At 71.8% G+C, this 19,431-nt stretch carries 18 protein-coding genes; 4 read left to right on the top strand and 14 right to left on the bottom strand.

Annotated features, from left to right (window positions below):
* From Q0C38_RS11175 to Q0C38_RS11150, 6 genes are all read right to left on the bottom strand, one after another.
* Window positions 1–819, bottom strand: an 819-nt coding sequence (locus Q0C38_RS11175) for a glycosyltransferase family A protein (protein ID WP_291297168.1), incomplete at its 3' end; no start/stop codon positions are given.
* Window positions 816–1,868, bottom strand: coding sequence for a polysaccharide pyruvyl transferase family protein (locus Q0C38_RS11170; protein WP_291297167.1), 1,053 nt, complete (start codon window positions 1,866–1,868; stop codon window positions 816–818). The genes Q0C38_RS11170 and Q0C38_RS11175, both read right to left, overlap by 4 nt.
* A complete protein-coding gene (locus Q0C38_RS11165) occupies window positions 1,865–2,575 on the bottom strand; it encodes a cytidylyltransferase domain-containing protein (protein ID WP_291297166.1) in 711 nt (236 codons plus the stop codon). Before Q0C38_RS11165 ends, Q0C38_RS11170 begins: the two co-directional genes overlap by 4 nt.
* On the bottom strand, window positions 2,572–3,984 hold the full coding sequence (locus tag Q0C38_RS11160) for a glutamate-1-semialdehyde 2,1-aminomutase (RefSeq protein ID WP_291297165.1): 1,413 nt from the start codon (window positions 3,982–3,984) through the stop codon (window positions 2,572–2,574). The genes Q0C38_RS11165 and Q0C38_RS11160 overlap by 4 nt, the downstream gene beginning before the upstream one ends.
* Before the next feature lie 19 nt (window positions 3,985–4,003).
* Window positions 4,004–4,858 (bottom strand): aldo/keto reductase, encoded by an 855-nt coding sequence (locus Q0C38_RS11155; protein WP_291297164.1) that lies wholly within the window; start codon window positions 4,856–4,858, stop codon window positions 4,004–4,006.
* 13 nt (window positions 4,859–4,871) lie between these two features.
* Window positions 4,872–5,582: a class I SAM-dependent methyltransferase gene (locus Q0C38_RS11150; RefSeq protein WP_291297163.1), complete on the bottom strand. Its 711-nt coding sequence runs from the start codon at window positions 5,580–5,582 to the stop codon at window positions 4,872–4,874.
* Window positions 5,583–5,670: 88 nt separating this feature from the next.
* On the opposite strand from Q0C38_RS11150, the gene Q0C38_RS11145 reads away from it, so the two are divergent.
* Genes Q0C38_RS11145 through pseI form a run of 4 tightly spaced genes read left to right on the top strand, consistent with a single transcriptional unit; the run spans window position 5,671 to window position 10,004 of the window.
* Window positions 5,671–7,044, top strand: a complete 1,374-nt coding sequence (locus tag Q0C38_RS11145; RefSeq protein WP_291297162.1) for an MBL fold metallo-hydrolase — start codon at window positions 5,671–5,673, stop codon at window positions 7,042–7,044.
* A 10-nt stretch (window positions 7,045–7,054) separates the two neighbouring features.
* The gene (locus tag Q0C38_RS11140; protein WP_291297161.1) at window positions 7,055–7,942 is read left to right on the top strand and encodes a class I SAM-dependent methyltransferase; all 888 of its coding nucleotides are present in this window, start codon (window positions 7,055–7,057) and stop codon (window positions 7,940–7,942) included.
* The gene (locus Q0C38_RS11135; protein ID WP_291297160.1) at window positions 7,939–8,922 is read left to right on the top strand and encodes a hypothetical protein; all 984 of its coding nucleotides are present in this window, start codon (window positions 7,939–7,941) and stop codon (window positions 8,920–8,922) included. Before Q0C38_RS11140 ends, Q0C38_RS11135 begins: the two co-directional genes overlap by 4 nt.
* A complete protein-coding gene (gene pseI / locus Q0C38_RS11130) occupies window positions 8,919–10,004 on the top strand; it encodes a pseudaminic acid synthase (protein ID WP_291297159.1) in 1,086 nt (361 codons plus the stop codon). Before Q0C38_RS11135 ends, pseI begins: the two co-directional genes overlap by 4 nt.
* Here the strand turns inward: pseI and Q0C38_RS11125 are convergent.
* The 8 genes from Q0C38_RS11125 to asnB all read right to left on the bottom strand — a co-directional run bounded on the left by Q0C38_RS11125 (window position 9,974) and on the right by asnB (window position 19,430).
* Window positions 9,974–11,281, bottom strand: coding sequence for a WbqC family protein (locus Q0C38_RS11125; RefSeq protein ID WP_291297158.1), 1,308 nt, complete (start codon window positions 11,279–11,281; stop codon window positions 9,974–9,976). The two genes, pseI and Q0C38_RS11125, sit on opposite strands and share 31 nt — an antisense overlap.
* Entirely contained in the window at window positions 11,271–11,930 is a 660-nt protein-coding gene (locus Q0C38_RS11120; RefSeq protein ID WP_291297157.1) for a class I SAM-dependent methyltransferase, read from the bottom strand. The genes Q0C38_RS11125 and Q0C38_RS11120 overlap by 11 nt, the downstream gene beginning before the upstream one ends.
* Window positions 11,931–11,934: 4 nt before the next feature.
* The gene (locus Q0C38_RS11115) at window positions 11,935–12,972 is read right to left on the bottom strand and encodes a GNAT family N-acetyltransferase (protein ID WP_291297156.1); all 1,038 of its coding nucleotides are present in this window, start codon (window positions 12,970–12,972) and stop codon (window positions 11,935–11,937) included.
* Window positions 12,944–14,377 (bottom strand): hypothetical protein, encoded by a 1,434-nt coding sequence (locus Q0C38_RS11110; protein WP_291297155.1) that lies wholly within the window; start codon window positions 14,375–14,377, stop codon window positions 12,944–12,946. The genes Q0C38_RS11115 and Q0C38_RS11110 overlap by 29 nt, the downstream gene beginning before the upstream one ends.
* Entirely contained in the window at window positions 14,377–15,579 is a 1,203-nt protein-coding gene (gene pseC / locus Q0C38_RS11105) for a UDP-4-amino-4,6-dideoxy-N-acetyl-beta-L-altrosamine transaminase (protein ID WP_291297154.1), read from the bottom strand. The genes Q0C38_RS11110 and pseC overlap by 1 nt, the downstream gene beginning before the upstream one ends.
* Window positions 15,576–16,601 carry a UDP-N-acetylglucosamine 4,6-dehydratase (inverting) gene (pseB, locus tag Q0C38_RS11100; RefSeq protein WP_291297153.1) on the bottom strand — a complete coding sequence of 342 codons (1,026 nt, stop codon included), beginning with the start codon at window positions 16,599–16,601 and terminating at the stop codon, window positions 15,576–15,578. Before pseB ends, pseC begins: the two co-directional genes overlap by 4 nt.
* Window positions 16,602–16,668: 67 nt before the next feature.
* Window positions 16,669–17,544 (bottom strand): NAD(P)-dependent oxidoreductase, encoded by an 876-nt coding sequence (locus Q0C38_RS11095; RefSeq protein ID WP_291297152.1) that lies wholly within the window; start codon window positions 17,542–17,544, stop codon window positions 16,669–16,671.
* Entirely contained in the window at window positions 17,541–19,430 is a 1,890-nt protein-coding gene (gene asnB, locus Q0C38_RS11090; protein ID WP_291297151.1) for an asparagine synthase (glutamine-hydrolyzing), read from the bottom strand. Before asnB ends, Q0C38_RS11095 begins: the two co-directional genes overlap by 4 nt.
* Window position 19,431: the final 1 nt, after the last annotated feature.

Below are 19,431 nucleotides of genomic sequence, written 5' to 3'. Positions count from 1 at the left end.
GGCCAGTGCCGCGCGCGCCGACGGCCTGTCGCCGCGTGCCACCGCATCGAGCGCATGGGCGAGCGCGAGCCGCGTGCGCAGCGCGGCCATCACGGCACGTCGCTGCGGCGTCGCGTCGGCGCCCAGCGCATCGAGCGTCAGCATCGCGATGTCGGGCACGCGCACGCTCCTTCCCGTCAGCCCGCCCTCGGCGCGGCGATAGAGCGCGCCGACACGGTCGGTCGCCGCCGCGCCGTGACGCTCGGACAGGCGATACCACAGCGCGAGGTCCTCGCCATGGCTGTGGCCCTCGGGGAACCCGCCCTCGGCGCGCGCGACGTCGCGCCGCACCATGCAGGAGGAGGTGTAGAACGGCGCGCTGCCGGCGGCGGCCTCGCCGATCACGTCGGCGCGCCGCATCGTGCCTTCGCGCTGCACGACCGCTTCGGCATCCGCTGCCGTCGCGGTGGCAGGCGCGGGCCTGAACCGCGCGCCCAGGATCGCCGCGTCGGGGAAACGTTCCGCCAGGGCGACGAGCGAGGCGAGATGGCCCGGGCACCAGAGGTCATCGGCATCGAGGAACGCGATGAGCGGAGACGAGGCCGCGCCAAGCCCCGCGTTGCGCGCGGCCGCGACGCCACGGTTCGCCTGGCGGATCAGCGTCAGCCCCGGCACATCGGCCGCGGCGACGATGGCTGCGCCATCATCGATCGAGCCGTCGTCGATCACGATCACCTCGGCCGGGCGGGGCGCCTGCGTGCGCACAGTGGCGAGCGCATCGCCCACGAACCGCGCCGCGTTGTAGAGCGGCATGACGACGGTGACGGGGGCCGCGTTCATGCGAGATGCGGCGCGAGCGCGGCGATGTTGCGCGCCGCCTCCGTCCTGCATGCCGCCAGCGCCTCCGCTGCCGGCCGGCGGTCTGCCGCGGCGGCGATGGCGGCGGCGAGCGTCGATGCGGTCACGTCCTCCGGCGCGAGGCAGGGCATGGCGAAGCGCGCGCAGAGATCGGCGATCTTCGGATCATGCGCGATGCCGACGAAGGGGATGCCCGCCTGAGCGGCGGCGAGCAGCGCGTGGAACCGCATGCCGCAGACGAGGCCGACGCCTGCAAGCGCGGCGGCATTGCCCGTCATCACCCGCCACGCTGCGCCGGGCAGCGTCGTGGCCAGGGCCTCGAGCGCGGCATCGTCACCCGGTGTGACGCCGGCGCGCTGCACCGTCAGGAGGACGACGTCGCGCCCCGCCACCGCGACGGCCATCGCGGCGACGAGCGACGGCGACCACGCGGGCGGATAGGCGGTGAGCGCGACCGCCGCGCCGGGCGCGCTCCCGGGCGTAAGGGGCAGCCCGAAGGCAAGGTCGGCGGCAAGCACCGCGCGCGGCCCGGCGATGCTGCGCGAGGCCTCGTCGCGCACCACGAACACGCGCGCCGAGCCAACGATGACGCGCAACAGCGCGGTCGCGACCGGCCCCGACAGCCCGGAGACGCCGACGCCGAGGGCGGCGATGCGCACGCCGCGGACGCGAGCGAGCAGGCAGAGCAGCGCGCTGAGCGACAGCGAGGCGAGGCCGCCGCGCGCGTGGAACTGCGTGCCGCCGCCGAACACCAGCCACTCCGCTGCACCGAACTGCCGCCAGGCGGTGGCTGCGTAGCGGGCGAGGCGCCGCACCCGCGGCAGCGTGGCATCGCCGAGCACATGCTCGCTGCCGGAGAAGCGGAGGTCGGCGGGCAGGGGCATCAGCACGGCATCGCCATGGTCGCGGACCACGAAGCGCGCATCGGGAACGGCGGCGGCGAGCGCCGTGGCGGTGGCGGCGAGCAGCCAGTCATCGCCGAAGTTTCCGGTCCCGTAATAGCCTTGCAGCACGAAGGTGGTGCCCGTCATGCCGCACCGTTCTGTGCCCGGAACAGGAGCGCGGCGAAGGCGAGGTCCTCCATCGTGTCGATGTCGACGGCGCGTTCCCGCGGCAGGGGATGGCCGAGCCAGGGGTGCGCCACGGCACCGGGGACGAGCGAGGCGGCCGGGTGGATGGCGAAGGCGCCGGCGTCGTACCAGGCCTCGGCGAGGTCCTGCGAGCGAAGCTGGTCCTTCCCCGGCTGGACCGGCGTGAGCGTGCCCGCGGAATCTCTGCGGAACGCCCACTCTACGGGAACGGGGAACCGCGTCACCGCCAGCACGGGCCGGCGGCCACCGGCACCGTCGAACAGCGCGTGCGCGGCGACGAGGTCATCCGCCCGCACCAGCGGGGCGGTCGGCATCAGCACGGTGACGGAGGCGAAGGCCTCGCCCGCCTCGGCGAAGCGGGCGGTGACGAAGTGCAGAACGTCGGCGAGCGTGGCGTGATCGTCGGCGAGTGTAGCGGGTCGGGGGAAGGCGGGGCGCAGCCCGTGCGCGGCCGCCACCGCGGCGATCTCGTCGTCATCGGTCGAGACATGGATCGCGGCGAAGAGGGACGAGGCCACGGCAGCGCGGATCGCGTGCGCCATCAGCGGCTCGCCGCAGAACGGCACCACGTTCTTGCGCGGAACCCGCTTGCTGCCGCCGCGCGCGGGGATGACGGCAAGCCGCCCCGCCTTCGCCACGTCGCTCACGGATGCTGCCGGCAGCCCATCTCGTGCGGGCAGGGGCTCGCTGGGCACACCTGCCGACAGCCGTTCCACTTACGGAACACCGGACGCGCCGCCTCGCCGACGAGGAAATCCTCCGTCCCGTGATCGAGGGCGAGGGCGTAGACGGCGGCCGCCGCATCGAACGCAGAGATAACCGTTTCGATCTCGTCATCGGTATGCGCGAAGCAGGGAACGAAGTAGCCCTGGCACAGCACGCCGCGGCCGATCATCTCCTGCAGCAGCAGCGTGCGCAGCGGCGCGGAGGCAACCCCCGCGCGATCGGCGCAGGCGAGGATGACGCGCCAGGGCGAGGCGTGCACCGTGATCGCCCCCTCGAGCCTCCGGTCGTGCACCACCTGGCGCCAGCCTTCCGTCACGCGCGCCGTCAGCCTGCGGTGATGGCCGAGCACGTCCTGCTCGCGGTAGGTGGCGAGCACGGCGCGGGCGGCGGCCAGCGTATGCGCCTCGCCGCCATGGGTGGAGGAGAGCAGGAACACGCGGGGATGCTCGTTCCCGCGGATGCCGCCGAGATCCATGATGTCCGCACGGCCGGTCAGCGCGCAGAAGGAGAAGCCGTTGCCGATGGCCTTGCCCCACGTCGCGAGATCGGGCGAGAGGCCCAGGCCCGTGTAGGAGCCGGGCAGCCCGGCACGGAAGCCCGACACCATCTCGTCGAGGATGAACACCGCCCCGTTGGCCTTGGTGATGCGCTCGACCTCGCGGATCACCTCCGGCGGGTTCGGGATGAAGTCCTCCGGCTCGGTGATGACGCAGGCGATGCGGCCGGGGTTGTCGCGGAACGCCGCCGCGAGGCTTTCCGGGTCGGTCGAGCGGTAGGTGCGCGAGAGGGCGCGGAACTCGTCCGGCACGCCGTTGGCCACCTTTGTTGCGCCGATGAACCAGTCATCGAAGCTGTAGAACGGGTGGTTGCCGGGAAACGCCACGAGGTCGCGGCCCGTGAAGGCGCGGGCGAGCTTCACCGCGGCGGTGGTGACGTTCGAGCCGTTCTTGGCGAACTTCACCCGCTCCATGCCCGGCATCATCGCGAGGAGCTCGCGCGCCAGCTCACGCTCAACCGCAGCGGGGCGCTGGAACGCTGCCCCCTGCTCGATCGCCGCATGCACCGCGTCGATCACCGGGCGGAAGGCGTGGCCGAGGCTGACGGCCCCGAGGCCGAGGCCGCAATCGACATAATCGTTGCCGTCGAGGTCCCACACCCGCCCGCCCTCACCGCGCGCGATGGCGGCGGGGCTGAGCGCGGGGAACTGGTCATCCCCCTTCGAGTAGGTGTGCGCGCCGCCGACGACGAGGCCGTGGATCTCGGCGCGGTAGCGATCCGACTCGGCGAACCGGGTGACGGATCGGGGTGGGATGAGGTTGCTGCCGTCCATGCCGCGTTATAGGCCGCGTTCAGCCCCGCTGCCAGCGGGACGGGTCGATCAGCGCGAGGTCATCGGTGGCCAGATCGGCGAGGGCGGGCAGGGGTTGGGGAGGGGGGTCGACGGCGGCAAGGATGGCGGCAAGCTCCGCCTCGGCCGTGACGCCGATGATCAGCCGGTCGATCGGCGCGGCAAGGCCGACCGAGAGGCAGGCCGCGAGTGGGGTGATGCCTCCATTACGGCAGGCGGCGCGGAACGCAGCGAAGCGGGCAGCGGCGAAGGCGAGCGGCGGCGGCGTCTCTGCGGCAAGTAGCGTGCCCTGGAGGAACAGGCTGCGCGCATGCACCGCGACGCCGAGGCCGCTCAGCCGGTCGAGCCAGCCCGTGCGCTCGAACCGCCTGTCGAACACGTTGAAGGGAAGCTGCACCACGTCCGGCACCAGGCGATCCAGCGTCGCTGCCAGCACCTCCGGCGCGTAGACCGACACGCCGATGCCCCGCGCGAGCCCCGCCTCGCGCAGGCCGAGGAGGGCGTCTGCGACCTCCTTGCCCCCGGGGCCGGCCAGTGCAGCGGCATCGTGCAGCAGGATGGCGTCCGGCACCGCGCCGAGCCGCGTGGCGGAGGCGCGGGCGGCATCGGCGAACCCGCTCGGTGGGCCGGCGATCTTGGTGACGATGCGGAAGCCCAGGGCCGCCGCGCCGGCCGTGCCCAGGACCGTCTCCGCCTCGCCATAGCCGGCGGCGGTGTCGAGCGTGTCGATGCCGGCCTCGCGGGCGCGTGCGAGCAGCCGCGGCACGGCATCGCCGCTCACCTGCCCGGCGGCATTGGTGATGCCATAGGCGAAGCCGAACTGCGCCGTGCCGAGGCCGAGGCGCGCCGCGCTCACCCGCTCCCTCCGCTCAGCGCTTCTCGGCCGCGATGACGGCGAACCAGAACAGCTCCTCCCCGTCGCGGTAGGTGCGGGCAACCCGCTCGCTCGACGTCACCGCGAGGCCACGGGCGGCGAGGGCGGCCGCGAGCTCGTCGTTGGTGGTGAACCGGAACGGATAGGTGTTGCCAGCGAAGGGCGAGGTCTCGCGCGCGATGCCGCTGAGCGTCGAGGCGTCGCTGAGCGTCGCCGGCGCGTGGTTCGTGAACGCCTCCGACAGCTTCGAGGGCGTGTAGGTGAAGAACCGCCCGCCGGGTCGAAGCACGCGCGCGACCTCGTCGAGGAAACGCGCCGCCCCGGCCTCGTCGAGGCAATAGGCCGAGAACACGTCCACCACCGCCGCCATCGAGGCATCGGCGAAGGGAAGTGCTGCCATGTCGCCGTGGTGCAGGCTGGCCGCCACGCCCCAGGAGGCGAGCATCTCGCGGCACAGCACGAGCCCCTCTGCCGAGAGGTCGAGCCCATGCGCGGCGAAGCCCTCGCGGGCGATCATCCACAGGTTCGCGCCGGAGCCGCAGCCGACCTCGAGGATCGGCACCGACGCGCGCTCGGTGCGCGGGATCGGGAAGAAGTGCCTGGCGAGGAAGCGCACCAGCTCCTCGTTCGGATAGCGGCGCTGGGCGGCGAAGCCGAGGCGGCGATAGGTGTCGTCGTGGAAGGCCTCGGTCACGGTGTGCTGCATGGGTCGGGTCCGGCTGGGCGCGCTGCTGGCGGCGCGGGGGCGGGAATGCTATGCCGCCGCGGTTGGATCAGAAAGGGACAGTGGCGCCATGAAGGTCACCTACATCGCCGATTCGACCTTCCTCTTCGAGCATCGCGGCATCAGGCTGCTGACCGACCCGTGGATCGGCAGCACGATCTATGGCGGCGCCTGGGTGCAGTATCCGCCGCCGGGCATGAAGGCGAGCGAGATCGGGCCGCTGGACTACATCTTCATCAGCCACATCCACGAGGACCATTGCGACCCCGCGACGATTGCGCAACTCGACCGCAACGCCACCGTGCTGCTGATGGACCGCTCGCCCGATTTCGTCGAGGGCTTCCTCAAGCGCCACGGCTTCGGCTTCCGCGCGATCAGGAAGATCCCGACCTTCACGCAGCTGCCGATCGGCGAGGGCCTGGTGGCGGAGACGGTGGAGGCTGACCCGGAGCACAAGCTCAACTGGATGATCGACAGCGCGCTGCTGCTCCACGCCGATGGGCGCAGCCTCTACTTCGCCAACGACAACCCGCCCTATCCGCGCTGCGTCGCGCGGCTGAAGGAACTCGACCTCGCGCTCGCGCTGCTGCCGGCCTCCGGCGGCTCCGGCTACCCCGCGTGCTTCGCGTCGTTGTCTGAGCCCGAGCAGGCGGCGGAGCGCGAGCGGATCGTTGCGATGTATTTCGACGTCTTCGCCGATGCGGTGGCCGACACGCAGCCGGAGCGGTTCATGGCCTGTGCCGGCAACCATGTCCTCTCCGGCCGGCACGCGGCGCTGAACCGGATGATGACCTTCCTCGCGAGCCCTGCCGGCGCCTATCGCCACACCCACCAGCGCCTGCCGGAGGCTGCGCGGGCCACCACCCTGCCGCTCGACCTCGAGGAGGGGCAGTCCTGGGAGATGCCGGCGCGACGCGAGGTGCGGGCCGACGCTGCCGCCGTGTGGGCAGAAGCGATGGACGATCGCGGCCGCACCGAGGCGCGCGCGGCATTCATCGCGGGGCCCGCCGCCGCGCAGCCCTACGTGCATGACACGGTTGCCGTGCCGCCCGACACCGACTGGGCCGCACTGTTCCGCACCGGGGCGGAGGCGATGCTCGATCGCGTGCGCGCATCCGCGATCCCCGTCGCGTCGCGCATCGCCGTGCGCCTTCCTGGCGAGGATGAGCGCTGGGGTGTGGCCGATGCGATGGCTGGGTCCGTCACGCTGCTCGAGGGCCGCAAGCCCGACGAGCCCTATCTCGCCATCGAAACGGACGCGCCGCTGCTGTGGCAGCTGCTGAGCGGGAAGTTCAGCTGGAACATCGCCGATGCAGCCGCGTTCCTCACCTATCACCGCGTGCCGAACGTGTATGACCAGCACGCCGTGATCGCGCTCAACTACCTGCGCCAGCCGCCGCGCGGGCCGGCCGCACCCGACCCCGGCCTCGGCATCCAGCCGTGAGCCGCCGCCGATGAGCCACCGTATCGTCCGTGACGCCGACTGGGGCTATCTTCGCGTCGATCCCATCCCCTCGGCCGAGGAGGTGGACAGGTTCTACCGCGAGGAGTTCTACGCCCGCGCGCGCGCCGGCTACATCAATGACAGCGGGCAGGAGAACCTCGCCGAGGAGGCGGAGTATCACCGCCGCGCGTATGACGACCTCGCCGCGTTGCTGGAAGCCCATCTCGGCCGCCTCGCCGGGCTCAGGCTTGCCGATGTCGGCTGCGGCTACGGCCACTTCCTGCACTACATGACCGGGCGTGGTGCCAGCGGCTATGGCGTCGAGCCTGTGGAGGAGGGGGTGGCCTTCGCGCGCGGGCTCGGGCTCGCGGCGCATTGCCTGCCGATCGAGGCGCTGGCCCATCCGCCGGAGGAAAAGCGGGTCGACCTCGTCACGATGGTGAACGTGCTCGAGCACCTGCGCGAGCCGGCGACTATCCTCGCCGATTTCGCGCGCCACTGGCTCGTCGAGGGCGGGCACCTGCTGTTGCGCGTGCCGAATGACTTCAACCGCTGGCAGACGATCGCCGACAATGCGCACGGGCTGAAGCAGTGGTGGGTGGTGCCGCCGCAGCACATCAACTATTTCGACCGCGATGCGCTGTCCGGCCTGCTCGCCCGCACCGGCTTCGACATCGTCGAGGTGACGGCGACGTTCCCGCTCGAGCTCTTCCTGCTGATGGGCGACGTCTATGTTGGCGACCCGGTGCTGGGAAAGGCGTGCCACCGCAAGCGTGTGGCGTTCGAGCGAACGCTGGAACAGGCGAACGCGACCGACCTTCGCCGCCGCTGGTACCGCTCCCTCGCCGAACTCGGGCTCGGGCGCGAGATCATCGTGCTGGCCCGCCGGCGCGGGTGAGCGCGGCGCCGCACGCGGTGCTGTTCCGCTGCGAGGCGGGCGGCGCGGTGGGGTTCGGCCATCTCTCACGTTGCCTCGCGCTCGCCGAGGCGCTTCGGCCCCACGCCGCGTGCCGCTTCGACGTTGCAGTCGAGGATGCGGCTGCGCGCGGGCTGATTTCAGCCGCCGGCTTCGATCACGACGATGGCCCCGCCGATGCGGTTGTGTTCGACGGCTACGGCTTCACCGACGCGACGATCTCGGCCGCGCGTGACATCGCCACGCCGCCGCCCGTGATCGCCGTGATCGATGATTTCGGTGGCCGGGCGATCGCGTGCGACCTCTTGATCTCGCCAGGACCGCAGCGGCGCGCGGGCGACTGGCGCGTGCCTGCCGGCTGCGAGCTTCTGCTCGGCCCGCGGCATGCGCTGCTGCGCACTGCGTTCGCGCCGGCTCCCGCGCCCGGCCCCGCGGTCGCGCGCCTGCTGCTTGGCTTCGGCGGCACGGATGCCGGGGATGCGACGGCGCGGGTGCTGGCGCTGCTGCCGCCGCTGGCGCGCGTCGATGTCCTGCTCGGTCCCGGCTATCGCGGCCGCGCGGCGCCTGGGGCCGGCATCACGCTGCACCGCGGCCTCGCGCCGGAGGGCGTCGCACGGCTGATGGCCGCGGCCGATGCAGCGATCACCGCTCCCGGCGTGATGGCGCTCGAACTCATCGCTGTTGGTCGGCCCGCGCTGCTATTCGCCCTGAGCGGGCAGCAGCGCGAGGTCAGCGCGTCTCTCGCAGAGGCGGGGCTGTGTGCCGATGGTGGCGTCGCGGCACAGGACGAGGCTGCGCTGCGCGCGACGCTCAGGCGGTTCCTCGGCGACGAGGCAGGTCGCGCAGCGATGGTGCAGGCAGCTCGCGCGGTCGATGCCGCCGGCGGAGCGCAGCGCGTCGCGGCAGCACTCCTCGCGGCCCTTGCCCGGCGCGGCGCGCTGGCGCAGGAAAGGGAGCCATGACACATCCATTCGCCATCGCCGGCCGCGCCATCGGTCCCGGCCAGCCGCCCTATGTGATCGCCGAGCTCTCGGGCAACCACAACGGCAGGCTCGACCGCGCGCTCGCGCTCGTCGACGCCGCGGCCGCAGCCGGCGCCGATGCGGTAAAGCTGCAGACCTTCAGCCCCGGCGGCATCACGCTCGACCATGACGGGCCGGACTTCATGGTCACCGGCGGGCCCTGGGGCGGGCGGACGCTGTTCGACCTCTACAGCGAGACGGCGCTGCCGTTCGACTGGCACGCGCCGATCTTCGCGCGCGCAGCCGAACGGGGGCTTGCCTGCTTCTCATCGGTGTTCGACGAGGAGGGGTTGTCATTCCTTGATCGCTTCGATCCGCCTGCGTATAAAATCGCCTCGCTCGAGCTGTTCGACCTGCCGCTGATCCGCCGCGTCGCCGCACGCGGCAAGCCGATGATCCTCTCCACCGGCACCGCCTGGCTTGGCGAGATCGAGGCGGCGGTGAACGCCGCCCGCGGTGCCGGCTGCCGTGAGCTTGTCCTGCTCCGCTGCACCACGGCCTATCCGGCTCTCGCGGCCGAGGCGAAGCTCGCGGCCATCCCCCATCTCGCCGCGACCTTCGGCGCTGTCGTTGGCCTCTCCGACCACACGCTCGGCCACGAGGTGGCGACCGCGGCCGTCGCCCTTGGGGCTGCGGTGATCGAGAAGCACCTCACCCTCGCGCGTGCCGATGGCGGGGCCGATGCCGCGTTCAGCCTCGAGCCGGCGGAGTTCGCCGCGCTCGTCGCGGCAGCGCGCACGGCGTGGTCGGCGGTCGGCGAGGTTGCGTATGGCCCGTCGCCGGGAGAGATGCCGGCGCTGCGCTATCGCCGCTCGCTCTACGTCGTGCGCGACATGGCGGCGGGGCAACGGTTCACACCCGAGACGGTGCGCTCGGTCCGCCCAGGCTTCGGCCTGCCGCCCGATGCGCTGGGCCAGGTTCTCGAGGGCCGCGCGGCGATGCCCATCGCGCGCGGCACCGCGCTCGCCTGGCACCACGTTGCAGCGGCCGATCAGTCGTCGGATGGCTCGTCATCGGGCTGAGCTGCCGGATCGGCAGCGTCCGCCATCTCCGCCCAGCCTTGCCAGCGCCGTGTGCCGAACAGCACCGATCGGCATTGGTCGGGTGACAGCATGAACAGCGCATCGAGGGCCGAGAGGCGCGGGGTGAATTCGCCGCCGCCGGGCTGCGGGTAGGGGTGGGGCACGAAGTCCTGGAACCGCACGTCGACCGGCACGTTCGGGAACAACCCATCCTCGCGCATGTAGGCGAACGATCCGCGCGCAGAGAGATAAAGGCCGGCGTCGTGAAGTTCGAGTAGCCGCAGCACGCGGGCGGAGCGGCGGAGGCCGTCGGTCGGTGTCTCCGAGCTCGCAACGAATTCGGTGGTGAGGCCGAGGCGGGCGGCGATGGCGCGGATCAGCGCGATGTTGACGGCGCCGAGGCTGCCGCGTGCATCGGCGAGAATGGGTTGGATCACCGCCATCGCCTCGGCGAAGAACGGCGCGCGGCCATAGGTCTGCGTCAGCCCCGCCTCGAGCTTCCGCCACCAGCGCGCGGGCGGTGCCACCGCGATGGCGCGGAAATCGGCGGTGAGCGTTCCCGGATGCGCGATCGGGATGCTCACGAAGCCCGGCCGACCCGGCGAGAGGAACAGGCGGTTGCGATGCGCGTGCGAGTGTCGCGCCACCTGGAAATCGTCGAGCAGCACCATCCGGTCGACCGAGGCGGCAAGCTCGAAGAAGCCGAGCCAGGGCAGGAAGCCTGGCTGCATCATCGCCACGCGGCGGCCCCGGCAGCAGCGCTGCCGCCAGGCATCGTCATGCAGCGCGAGGCGGAGGATGTCGTGTGCCACGCCGCCGTGGATCCAGTCACCGGCGAAGCGCCCCTCCTCGGCGAAGGCCGCACCCTGGTAGAGAGCCCGGGCGGCGCCATTATCGGCGCGCACATGCAGATGGAGCTTGCGCAGCCGGAACGACTGGAACGCGACGCGGAGTGCCGCGTCAAGCGCGCGGCGGCCAAGCCCCTCTCCCTGCCGGTCGGGGCGGATGAAGATCGCGATCTCGGCCCGCCTCTGCGCCCTGTCAATCCCCTTCAGCGTGACGACGCCGACCGGCGTGCCACCGGCCTCCGCCAGCAGGGTCTCGGTCGCGGGATCGCTTTGCTGCCGTTCGAACCACGCCTGGTGCGCTGCCGCATCGACGGGGCCAGGGAAGAGGAACGGCACCGCGATGCGCGGGTCGTTGATCCAGCCGCGCAGCAGCGCGAGGTCGCCCGCCGCGACGGGCCGCAGCGCGATGGCGGCGGCGTCAGCCGGCACGATATGGGTTGGGTGGGAAGGCGCCATGCACACGCTTCGCGAGGATATCGATCGTCACGCGGTCATCCGGTGCGGGAACGCCTTCCGTCGCACCGATCAGCGTGCGCTGCACGAGGGTGTAGGACGGGTGCGCGGTGAACATCCGCGCATACTCGTGCTTGCTGGCGTTCAGGCCCGGCACGTGCGCATAGGGGTTGGCGTAGGGGAAGGGCGGCAGGAAATCGACCATCACGAGATGCCCGCCATCGGCGAGCACACGGTCGGCCTCCGCCACGGCGCGGAAATGCAGCGCCGGATCGACCAGGTAGAGGCAGAAGCCGAAGATCACCAGGTCGAACGCGGCATCGGCGAAGGGCAGCACGTCAGCGGTGCCGACGCGAAGGTCGATGTCCGGAAACGTCGCGCGCCCGGCCTCGACCGCGGCGGCGGAGGGGTCGATTCCCGCGCCGTTGCACCCCATCGCGTCGTGCAGCGCGACCAGCCTGTGGCCGTTCGCCGCACCAATCTCGAGTGCCGCGCGGGCGCGGATGCCGAGCCGCATCAGCGCCTCGACCACGGGGTCATCACCGCGGGGCACGAGTTTCCCGGCATTGCGCGTGAAGTAGCCATCACCCTCGGTCTCGAGGAACACCGCCTTCTGCCGGTCCATCGCCCTATCCCCCCTGATCGCCGTTGCGAGCCTGCCGCGCACTCCAGCTCCACTCCGCGGAGGCGATGATCGACATCGCGAAGCCGCGCTTGAAGTAGCCGATCGCCTCCTCCTTTGCACTCGCCGCACCCGGGAGCGGGATGATGCCGAGGTCGAAACGCTGGAGGCCGCGGTCGCGCGCGCGCTCGATCGCGTTCCAGAGCGGCCAGTGCGCCATCGGCTTCTCGAACCGCTCCCTGTCGTACACGCCGGTCGCGTAATACGCCTCCGTCCGCCCATCCACGACCAAGGTCGCCGCAACGAGCTCGCCATCGGGCAGGTGGGCGAGAACGAGCTCACCGCCGCCGCCGGCGACCCAGGCGAACATCGCATCCCAGCTCGCCTGCGTGCGCGTCGTGCGGCCTGCCACCTTCTGGTGGAAGGCCTGGAGCGTGGCGAAGGCGGAAGGGTCAGGGTTGGCGGCGTTCACGTAGCTCAGCACCATGTTCGCCTTGCCCCAGTTGATGAGCGAACGGAAACTCTTGCGCAGCTCACGCCGCTGCGCAGCCTCGCCGGCGGAGAGATCGATCCAGCCGTTGAGCTGGATCGAGATTGCAGCGCCACGGCTAAGCGCCGCCATGCCGATCGGCCCGAGCACGCCGGCTGCGGCCTCGTCACGCACCCAGGCGCGCTGGAGGCGCCCGGCGGCGGCCTGCGCGTCGATGTGGCGGAAGGCGGCATCGACCGCCGCTTCGCGGATGGATCGATCACAGCCGGCGGCGAAGAAGAACCGCAGCGCCATGCCGTTATAGGCGAGCTGCCCCTCGCCGATCGCTCCAGGCACGTAGAGGGCTGGCGCGCCATCGATCAGCACCGTGATGCTGGCATCCGCGACGGCATCCGCCGTGACAGCGGGATAGTAGAGCCGCCCGAAGCCGCCGTAGAACGGATGGTCCTCGACCTCGCGGAACGCAGTGTTGCCGGCGACCGCCGCGTAGGCCTCGGGCCCCTGGATCACGACAGCGGGCATCGCCTCAGGCTGCCCTCGCCGCGTGCCCGGCATGCGCGGCCGCGCGCGTTGCGTGGTCACGCACGGCATCGAACATGCGCGCGATGTTGCCGGGGCGCAGCACGGGCTCGTCCGGCAGGCCAGGCGCGCTCAGCATGAACGGGTAGGTGACGCTCATGACCTCGGCGACCGCGTTCGCCACCTGCTCATCATCCGGCGGGGCGGCGATGGCGCCAGCGATCCGCTCCTGCAAAGCGGAAACGGCGCTCGCCCCGCCGAGATAGGGGGTGATGAAGGAGTGGCCCAGCATCAGTGCCGGCTTGCCGAACAGGAACGCCTCGAGCGTCGCACTGCCGCTGACCGAGACGGTGAGGGAGGCGCGGCGCGCGAGCATCCTGCTGTCCATCCTGTACTGCGTGAGCACCACGCCCGCGCGCTGCTGCAGCGCCTTCACGAAGGAGAGCGGGCGCACGACGATGCAGGCTGGGTGCTCCTTCACCACGAGCAGGTGGTCATGCGGCATCGCGAAGCGCAGCGCATCGATCACGCGGAGCTGGTCGACATAGTATGGGGCGGGGGTGTTGATCGACGATTCCGGCGTGTACTGGAGCGGGTAGTAGATGAACCGTTTCGGCAATGCATCAGGGCTCGCGATGTCGAAGATGCGCGCGGCACGCCAGCGGTGCAGCGCCCACATGCGGTTGCGCAGGAATGGCAGGTTGTTCAGCACGCTGGTGCGCAGGTGCTCCCGGTCGAACAGGTCGGGACGGCTGATCGCGCGCCTGGCGAAGCGCGCGGCGCGCACCGGAAGCGACGGGCGGAAGGTGCTCAGAACCGTCCCGTCGGCGGCCGGATCGTCGGGCCTGCCGGCAGCGGAGGTCGGGCTCTCGCGGAACCGGGCAACGAAGGCGCGCGCGCGATCGAGCAGTTCCGGCGTCGCGGCCCGGTGGGCAGGCAGCGTCTCGTACGCGTCCGAGGCGAAGAAGGTGCCGCCGAGGTTCCGCCCGTTCACAGGCACCATCACCGTCAGCCCGAGCTCGCGGCCGAGGCCGGTGAGCATCTTGCCCTCGAACCCCTCGATCTGGCTGATCAGGAGATGCGTCGGCCGAACGCGCTCGGCGAACTCCTTGTAGAGCGTGTAGGTCTCGACCGCGCGGGCAAGCTGAAGCCGCGCGGCCTGGTGCTTGAACGCAACCTTCTCGGCCTCGATGTCGGCGTGGATGTTGCCGGGATATGTGGCGAGGACGGAGAGATCGAGGCCGAGTGCGCTTTCGCGCGCCTGGTGATGCTCGAGGCAGAAGATGCGTTCGTCCGGCAGCACCGCGCGCAGCACGTCGCGGTGATGATCGGTCTGCAGGATGATCGACCATTCGATCTCGGGCGCGACCTTCTGCGCATGTGCGATCAGGTGCCGCCAGATGAGCGCGAAGGTGCCGAAGCCGTGCAGCAGGATGCGCATCAGCCGATCCCGAGAACCTCGGCCAGCGCCGTGACGACGCGCGTGGGATCGCCGTCGTCCATGCCTGGATAGAGCGGCAGGGACAGCGTGCGCGCGTAGTAGTGTTCCGCTCCCGGCAGCGCGGGGACGGGCTGACGGTTGCGCCAGTAGGGCTGCCACGGCACCGGAACGTAATGGACCTGGCTGCCGATGCCGCGTTCGCGCAGCGCCCGCATCACCGCGCCGCGTCTCCGCCCGCACGCGGCGAAATCGATCCGCACGGCGTAGAGATGCCAGCCTGGCGTGCAGCCCTCGGGCCGCACGGGTGGCAGGACATGGGGGGCGAGCGGGGCGAGCAGCGCGTCGTAGCGATCCGCGAGCGCGGCGCGGCGGGCGACGAAGCCCTCCAGCTTGCCGAGCTGGCTTCGCGCCAGCGCGCAGGCAATGTCGGGCGCGCGGTAATTGAAGCCGGGTTCCTGCATCTCGTAGTACCAGGGCGCAGGCGCGCCATCCTCCATGCCCTGGTCGGGCAGCGCCCAGGCCTCCGGCGCGTGCACCATGCCGTGGCTGCGGAAGCGCCGCATGGTTTCGGCCAGCGCCGGATCGTTCGTCGTCACCACCCCGCCCTCGCCCATCGCGATCGTCTTGACGGGGTGGAGCGAGAACGTCGCGATCGTCGCGTGCGCGCAGGCGCCGACGCGCGCGGGCGTTCCGTTGGCCGTATAGATCGTTCCGAGGCCGTGGCACGCATCCTCGACCACGACCGCACCCAGCGCCTCGGCCGCCTCGGCGATCGCCGGCGGATCGGCGACCGTCCCCTTGAGGTGCACGGGGAACACCGCCTTCACCGGCCGCGTCGCGCGCCGTGCTGCCTCGCGTACCGTCTCCGGCGTGATCGCGCCTGTCTCGGCGTCGACATCGGCGAACACCACCTCGGCCCCGACATAGACCGCGGCGTTGGCGGTGGCGAGGAAGGTGATGGCCGGCACGACCACCGCGTCATCCGGGCCCAGGCGGAGGGCGTGCGCGGCCATGTGCAGCGCCGCGGTGCCGGAGTTGCAGGCGAGCGCATGCCGCGCGCCCACCGCGGCCGCGAAATCCGCCTCGAAGGCAGCGACGTTGGGGCCGGTCGTCAGCCAGTCGCCGCGCAACACCTCGGCGACGGCGGCGATGTCATCCTCGCCGATCGCATGCCGGCCATAAGGGAGGAACCCAGTGCTCATCCCGCCTGCTCCAGAAGCCGCGTGAGGCCGGGGCCGTCGAGCCACTCGCTGTTGCTGTCGCTCGCGTAGCGGAACCCGTCGGGCACCGGCACGCCGCCGGCCGCGCGCATGTCACCGCGGTGGTACATGACGATGGACGGCTCGATCACGTAACGGTCACCGAGGTCGAGCGTCGAGCGCGCGTCGTCCTCGGTGATCATCGCTTCGTGCAGCTTCTCGCCCGGGCGGATGCCGACGACCTTCTGCGGCAGGCCAGGCGCCATGACGGAGGCGAGGTCGACGATGCGCATCGAGGGGATCTTCGGCACGAAGATCTCGCCCCCCGTCATCATCGCCGCCGAGGAGCACACGAACTCCACCCCTTGGGCGAGCGTGATCCAGAACCGAGTCATCCGCGGATCGGTGATCGGCAGATGATCGGCCCCATCGGCGATCAGCTTGCGGAACAGCGGCACGACCGAGCCGCGCGAGCCCACGACGTTGCCGTAGCGCACGACGGCGAAGCGGCAGCCGTTGAGGCCGGCGAGGTGGTTGGCGGCGATGAAGATCTTGTCGGAGGCAAGCTTGCTCGCGCCGTAGAGGTTCGCCGGGTTCGCCGCCTTGTCGGTCGAAAGCGCAATGACGCGCTGCACGCCCGCCGCGATCGCCGCCTGCGCGACATTCTCCGCCCCCATCACGTTGGTGCGGATGCATTCGAAGGGGTTGTATTCCGCAATCGTTACATGCTTCAGCGCCGCGGCGTGCACCACCACGTCGATGCCGCGGAGCGCTTGCGTCAGCCGCGCCGCATCGCGCACATCGCCGATGAAGTAGCGGACGACGCCGCGCGTGTCCTTCGCCTCGAACTCCTGCGCCATCTCGTACTGCTTGAGTTCGTCGCGCGAGAACACGACGAGCCGGCGGGGTGTCGCCCGCGACAGCAGGGCCGAGACGAAGGCGCGGCCGAAGCTGCCGGTGCCGCCGGTCACGAGAACAGCCTTGCCATCGAAGAAGCGTGCTGGGTCGGTCGTCGCGTCTGTCATGCTCTGTCCGGATTGGGCGTCGCCCACGGCGCGCTGCCGTGCTGCGTAGCCAGGGGGTCGTGGGTGGTCAAGCGACGCGGTCCCGCGCAGCCGCGAGGAAGGCATCGAGGCTGAGCCGTGGGTGCCAGCCGGGCAGGGCCGCGCCGCCGCGCCAGGGCTGCATGATCTCGCCCGCGCGGTAGGGGAGGGCACCCCAGCGCGCCGGCAGCGGGCGGCCGAGCGTCGCTTCGATACGGCCTGCGAGGTCACGCAGGGTAACCGCCGTGCCGGAGGAGAGGGCGAAGCGGCCGCCAGCCGGCAGCGTGCCGGCGGCGAGCCCTTCGGCCGCCAGGACGATCGCGCCCACCACGTCATCGACATGCACGAGGTCGATCGCCTGCTCGCCGGGGGAGAGGTCGAGCGGCGCGCCGGTCATCGCGGCGGCGATCATCCGGTCGAGGATCTTCCCGCGCGTGTCGCCCGGTCCGAACGTCTCGAACACCAGGAGCGTGGCTGTTGGAAGCCCGGCCGCGCGCGCGATGGCGCCGAGCAGCACCTCGAAGGCCTGCTTGCTCGCCGCATAGAGTGTTGCCGGCGCATCGCCACCGGGCCCGGCATGCTGCGCGGCGGTGCCGAGCGTGACGAAGCCGCCAACGCCGGCCCGTGCGGCGGCATCGGCGAGCATCGTGCCGAGCGTGACGTTGGCGGCGAGCATCGGTGCGATCGCGGCATGGTCATGCCCGTGGCGGTACTCCGTCGCGAGATGCAGGACGACATCGGGCCTGATCGTGGCGAGCAGCGCGTCGAGCGCGGGGGGCTCGCGGTGCGCCGTAATCGCGGCTGGAAGCCGCGACGCATCGCTGCCGCGGCGCAGCAGGGCGTGCACCGCGTAGCCTGCGGCATCGAGCCGGCCAACCAGGTGCCGGCCGATGAAGCCCGTCGCGCCCGTGACGAAGGCCTTCATGCCACCGCCCTCGCCCCGCGCGCGGCGAGCCAGGCCTGCACCATCAGCACCGCCCAGACCTGCGGCGCCATCGTCCGGTCACCCCCGAGCAGGCGCGCCCAGCGGCGCCGCACGGCATCGGCATCGAAGCCGATGCCCTCGCGCAGCCGGGCGGGCGTGAGCAGCGCCTCCGCCCATGCGCGCAGCGGGCCGATGAGCCAGCGGAACAGCGGCACGCCGAAGCCCATCTTCGGGCGGTCGAGCAGCGCGCGCGGCACCGCACGCTCCGCCACCGCGCGCAGCGGCGCCTTGCCGCCGCGGCCATCCCACAGCAGCCCATCGGGCAGCGTGGCGGCGAAGGCGAGGATGCGGTGATCGAGGAGCGGCACGCGCGCCTCGAGCCCCGACGCCATGCTCGCGCGATCGAGCTTCACGAGGATATCGTCGGGCAGGTAGGTCGTCGTGTCGTGCAGCATTGCGGCGCGGCGCGGGGACGCATCGGCCCAAGCCGGCGGTGTCGCGGCGCGCGAGCCGGGCAGCGCCGCGGATGGGTCGTCCCACGAGGCCATCAGCCGCGCGTAGCGCCCTGCCGTTCCGGGCGCATCGAGCAGCGCGAGGCCGCGGCCGATACGCGCGGCAGGTGAGACAGCGCGGACCGTCCGCCCGATCCACGCGGCGAGCGGATGCAGCGGCCGCGGCACGACGCTGGCCGCGCGCTCGAGCTGCGCCAGCCAGCGATAGCGGTCATAGCCGCCGAACATCTCGTCGCCGCCGTCACCCGACAGAACGACCGTGACGTGCCGGCGCGCGAGGCGCGAGACGAGGATGGTGGGCACCTGCGAGCTGTCGGCGAAGGGCTCGTCATAGAGCGCGCCGAGCTGCGGCACGATGGCGAGCGCGTCGTCCTCCGTGGCGGTCAGCGTCGTGTGCATAGTGCCGAGGTGCCTCGCCACGGCCTCGGCGTGCGGGGCCTCGTCGAAGGTCGCCTCGGTGAAGCCGATGGTGAAGCTTCGGGGCGGCGCGCCGCCGTCCCGCATCGCCGCGACGACTGCGGTCGAATCGATCCCCCCGGAGAGGAACGCGCCGAGCGGCACATCCGCCACCCGGCAGAGGCGGACGGCATCGGCGAGCAGCGCCGCGAGCGCTTCCTCGGCCTCGCCTGCGCTGCCCTGGAAGGGCGTGAGGCGCGCGGCAGCGACGACCGCCTCCGCCGACCACCAGGTGACGGGCGTCGGCATCGTTCCGGGTGCGGCATCGGCAGGCAGCGTCAGCAGCGCACCCGGCGGCAGCTTGCGGATGCCGGAGAGTGCGGCGAGCGGCGCGGGCACGGCCCCGGCGACGAGCATCGCGGCGATCGCGTCGCGGTCCGGCGTTGCGGCGAACCCGTCATCGGCGGCGAGCGCGCCGAGCTCCGAGCCGAACAGGAACGCGCGGCCGTTCCAGCCATAGGCGAGCGGCTTCTGGCCGAAGCGGTCGCGCGCGAGCGAGAGGGTGCGCGACGCACGGTCCCACAGCGCCAGGGCGAACATGCCGTTGGTCGCCGCCAGCGCCTCGGCCAGTCCGTCGTGCGCGATCAGCGCGAGCAGCACCTCGGTGTCGGAACTGCCGCGGAACGTCGCCCCGCGCGCGGCAAGCCCGGCGCGCAGGTCGGCGTGGTTGTAGATCTCGCCGTTGTAGCTCAGCACGTAGCGGCCGCAGGCAGAGGCCATCGGCTGCCGGCCCGTCTCGGTCAGGTCGATGATCGCAAGCCGGCGATGGCCGAGCGCGATGCCGCTCTCGCCCTCCGCCCACACGCCTTCGCCGTCGGGCCCGCGATGGGCGATCGCGCGCGCCATCGCGGTGGCGCGGCGGATGAGCGCATCCTCGGGCGCCCCGCCCGGCACGAGAAGCCCGGCAATGCCGCACATG

This window comes from Elioraea sp., assembly GCF_022842375.1.
In the GTDB taxonomy this organism is placed as follows: Bacteria; Pseudomonadota; Alphaproteobacteria; order Acetobacterales; family Acetobacteraceae; genus Elioraea_A.
The sequence above is the reverse complement of the archived record's forward strand: the minus strand, read 5'-3'. Positions and strand labels throughout refer to the sequence as shown.

Excerpts from the sequence above, each read along its gene's own strand:
- Q0C38_RS11115 (WP_291297156.1), bottom strand. The coding sequence starts at position 12,972 with ATGCCGGGCACGCGGCGAGGGCAGCCTGAGGCGATGCCCGCTGTCGTG.
- pseC (WP_291297154.1), bottom strand. The coding sequence starts at position 15,579 with ATGAGCACTGGGTTCCTCCCTTATGGCCGGCATGCGATCGGCGAGGAT.
- pseI (WP_291297159.1), top strand. The coding sequence starts at position 8,919 with ATGACACATCCATTCGCCATCGCCGGCCGCGCCATCGGTCCCGGCCAG.
- pseB (WP_291297153.1), bottom strand. The coding sequence starts at position 16,601 with ATGACAGACGCGACGACCGACCCAGCACGCTTCTTCGATGGCAAGGCT.
- asnB (WP_291297151.1), bottom strand. The coding sequence starts at position 19,430 with ATGTGCGGCATTGCCGGGCTTCTCGTGCCGGGCGGGGCGCCCGAGGAT.
- Q0C38_RS11120 (WP_291297157.1), bottom strand. The coding sequence starts at position 11,930 with ATGGACCGGCAGAAGGCGGTGTTCCTCGAGACCGAGGGTGATGGCTAC.
- Q0C38_RS11150 (WP_291297163.1), bottom strand. The coding sequence starts at position 5,582 with ATGCAGCACACCGTGACCGAGGCCTTCCACGACGACACCTATCGCCGC.
- Q0C38_RS11145 (WP_291297162.1), top strand. The coding sequence starts at position 5,671 with ATGAAGGTCACCTACATCGCCGATTCGACCTTCCTCTTCGAGCATCGC.
- Q0C38_RS11160 (WP_291297165.1), bottom strand. The coding sequence starts at position 3,984 with ATGGACGGCAGCAACCTCATCCCACCCCGATCCGTCACCCGGTTCGCC.
- Q0C38_RS11140 (WP_291297161.1), top strand. The coding sequence starts at position 7,055 with ATGAGCCACCGTATCGTCCGTGACGCCGACTGGGGCTATCTTCGCGTC.
- Q0C38_RS11095 (WP_291297152.1), bottom strand. The coding sequence starts at position 17,544 with ATGAAGGCCTTCGTCACGGGCGCGACGGGCTTCATCGGCCGGCACCTG.
- Q0C38_RS11170 (WP_291297167.1), bottom strand. The coding sequence starts at position 1,868 with ATGACGGGCACCACCTTCGTGCTGCAAGGCTATTACGGGACCGGAAAC.
- Q0C38_RS11110 (WP_291297155.1), bottom strand. The coding sequence starts at position 14,377 with ATGCGCATCCTGCTGCACGGCTTCGGCACCTTCGCGCTCATCTGGCGG.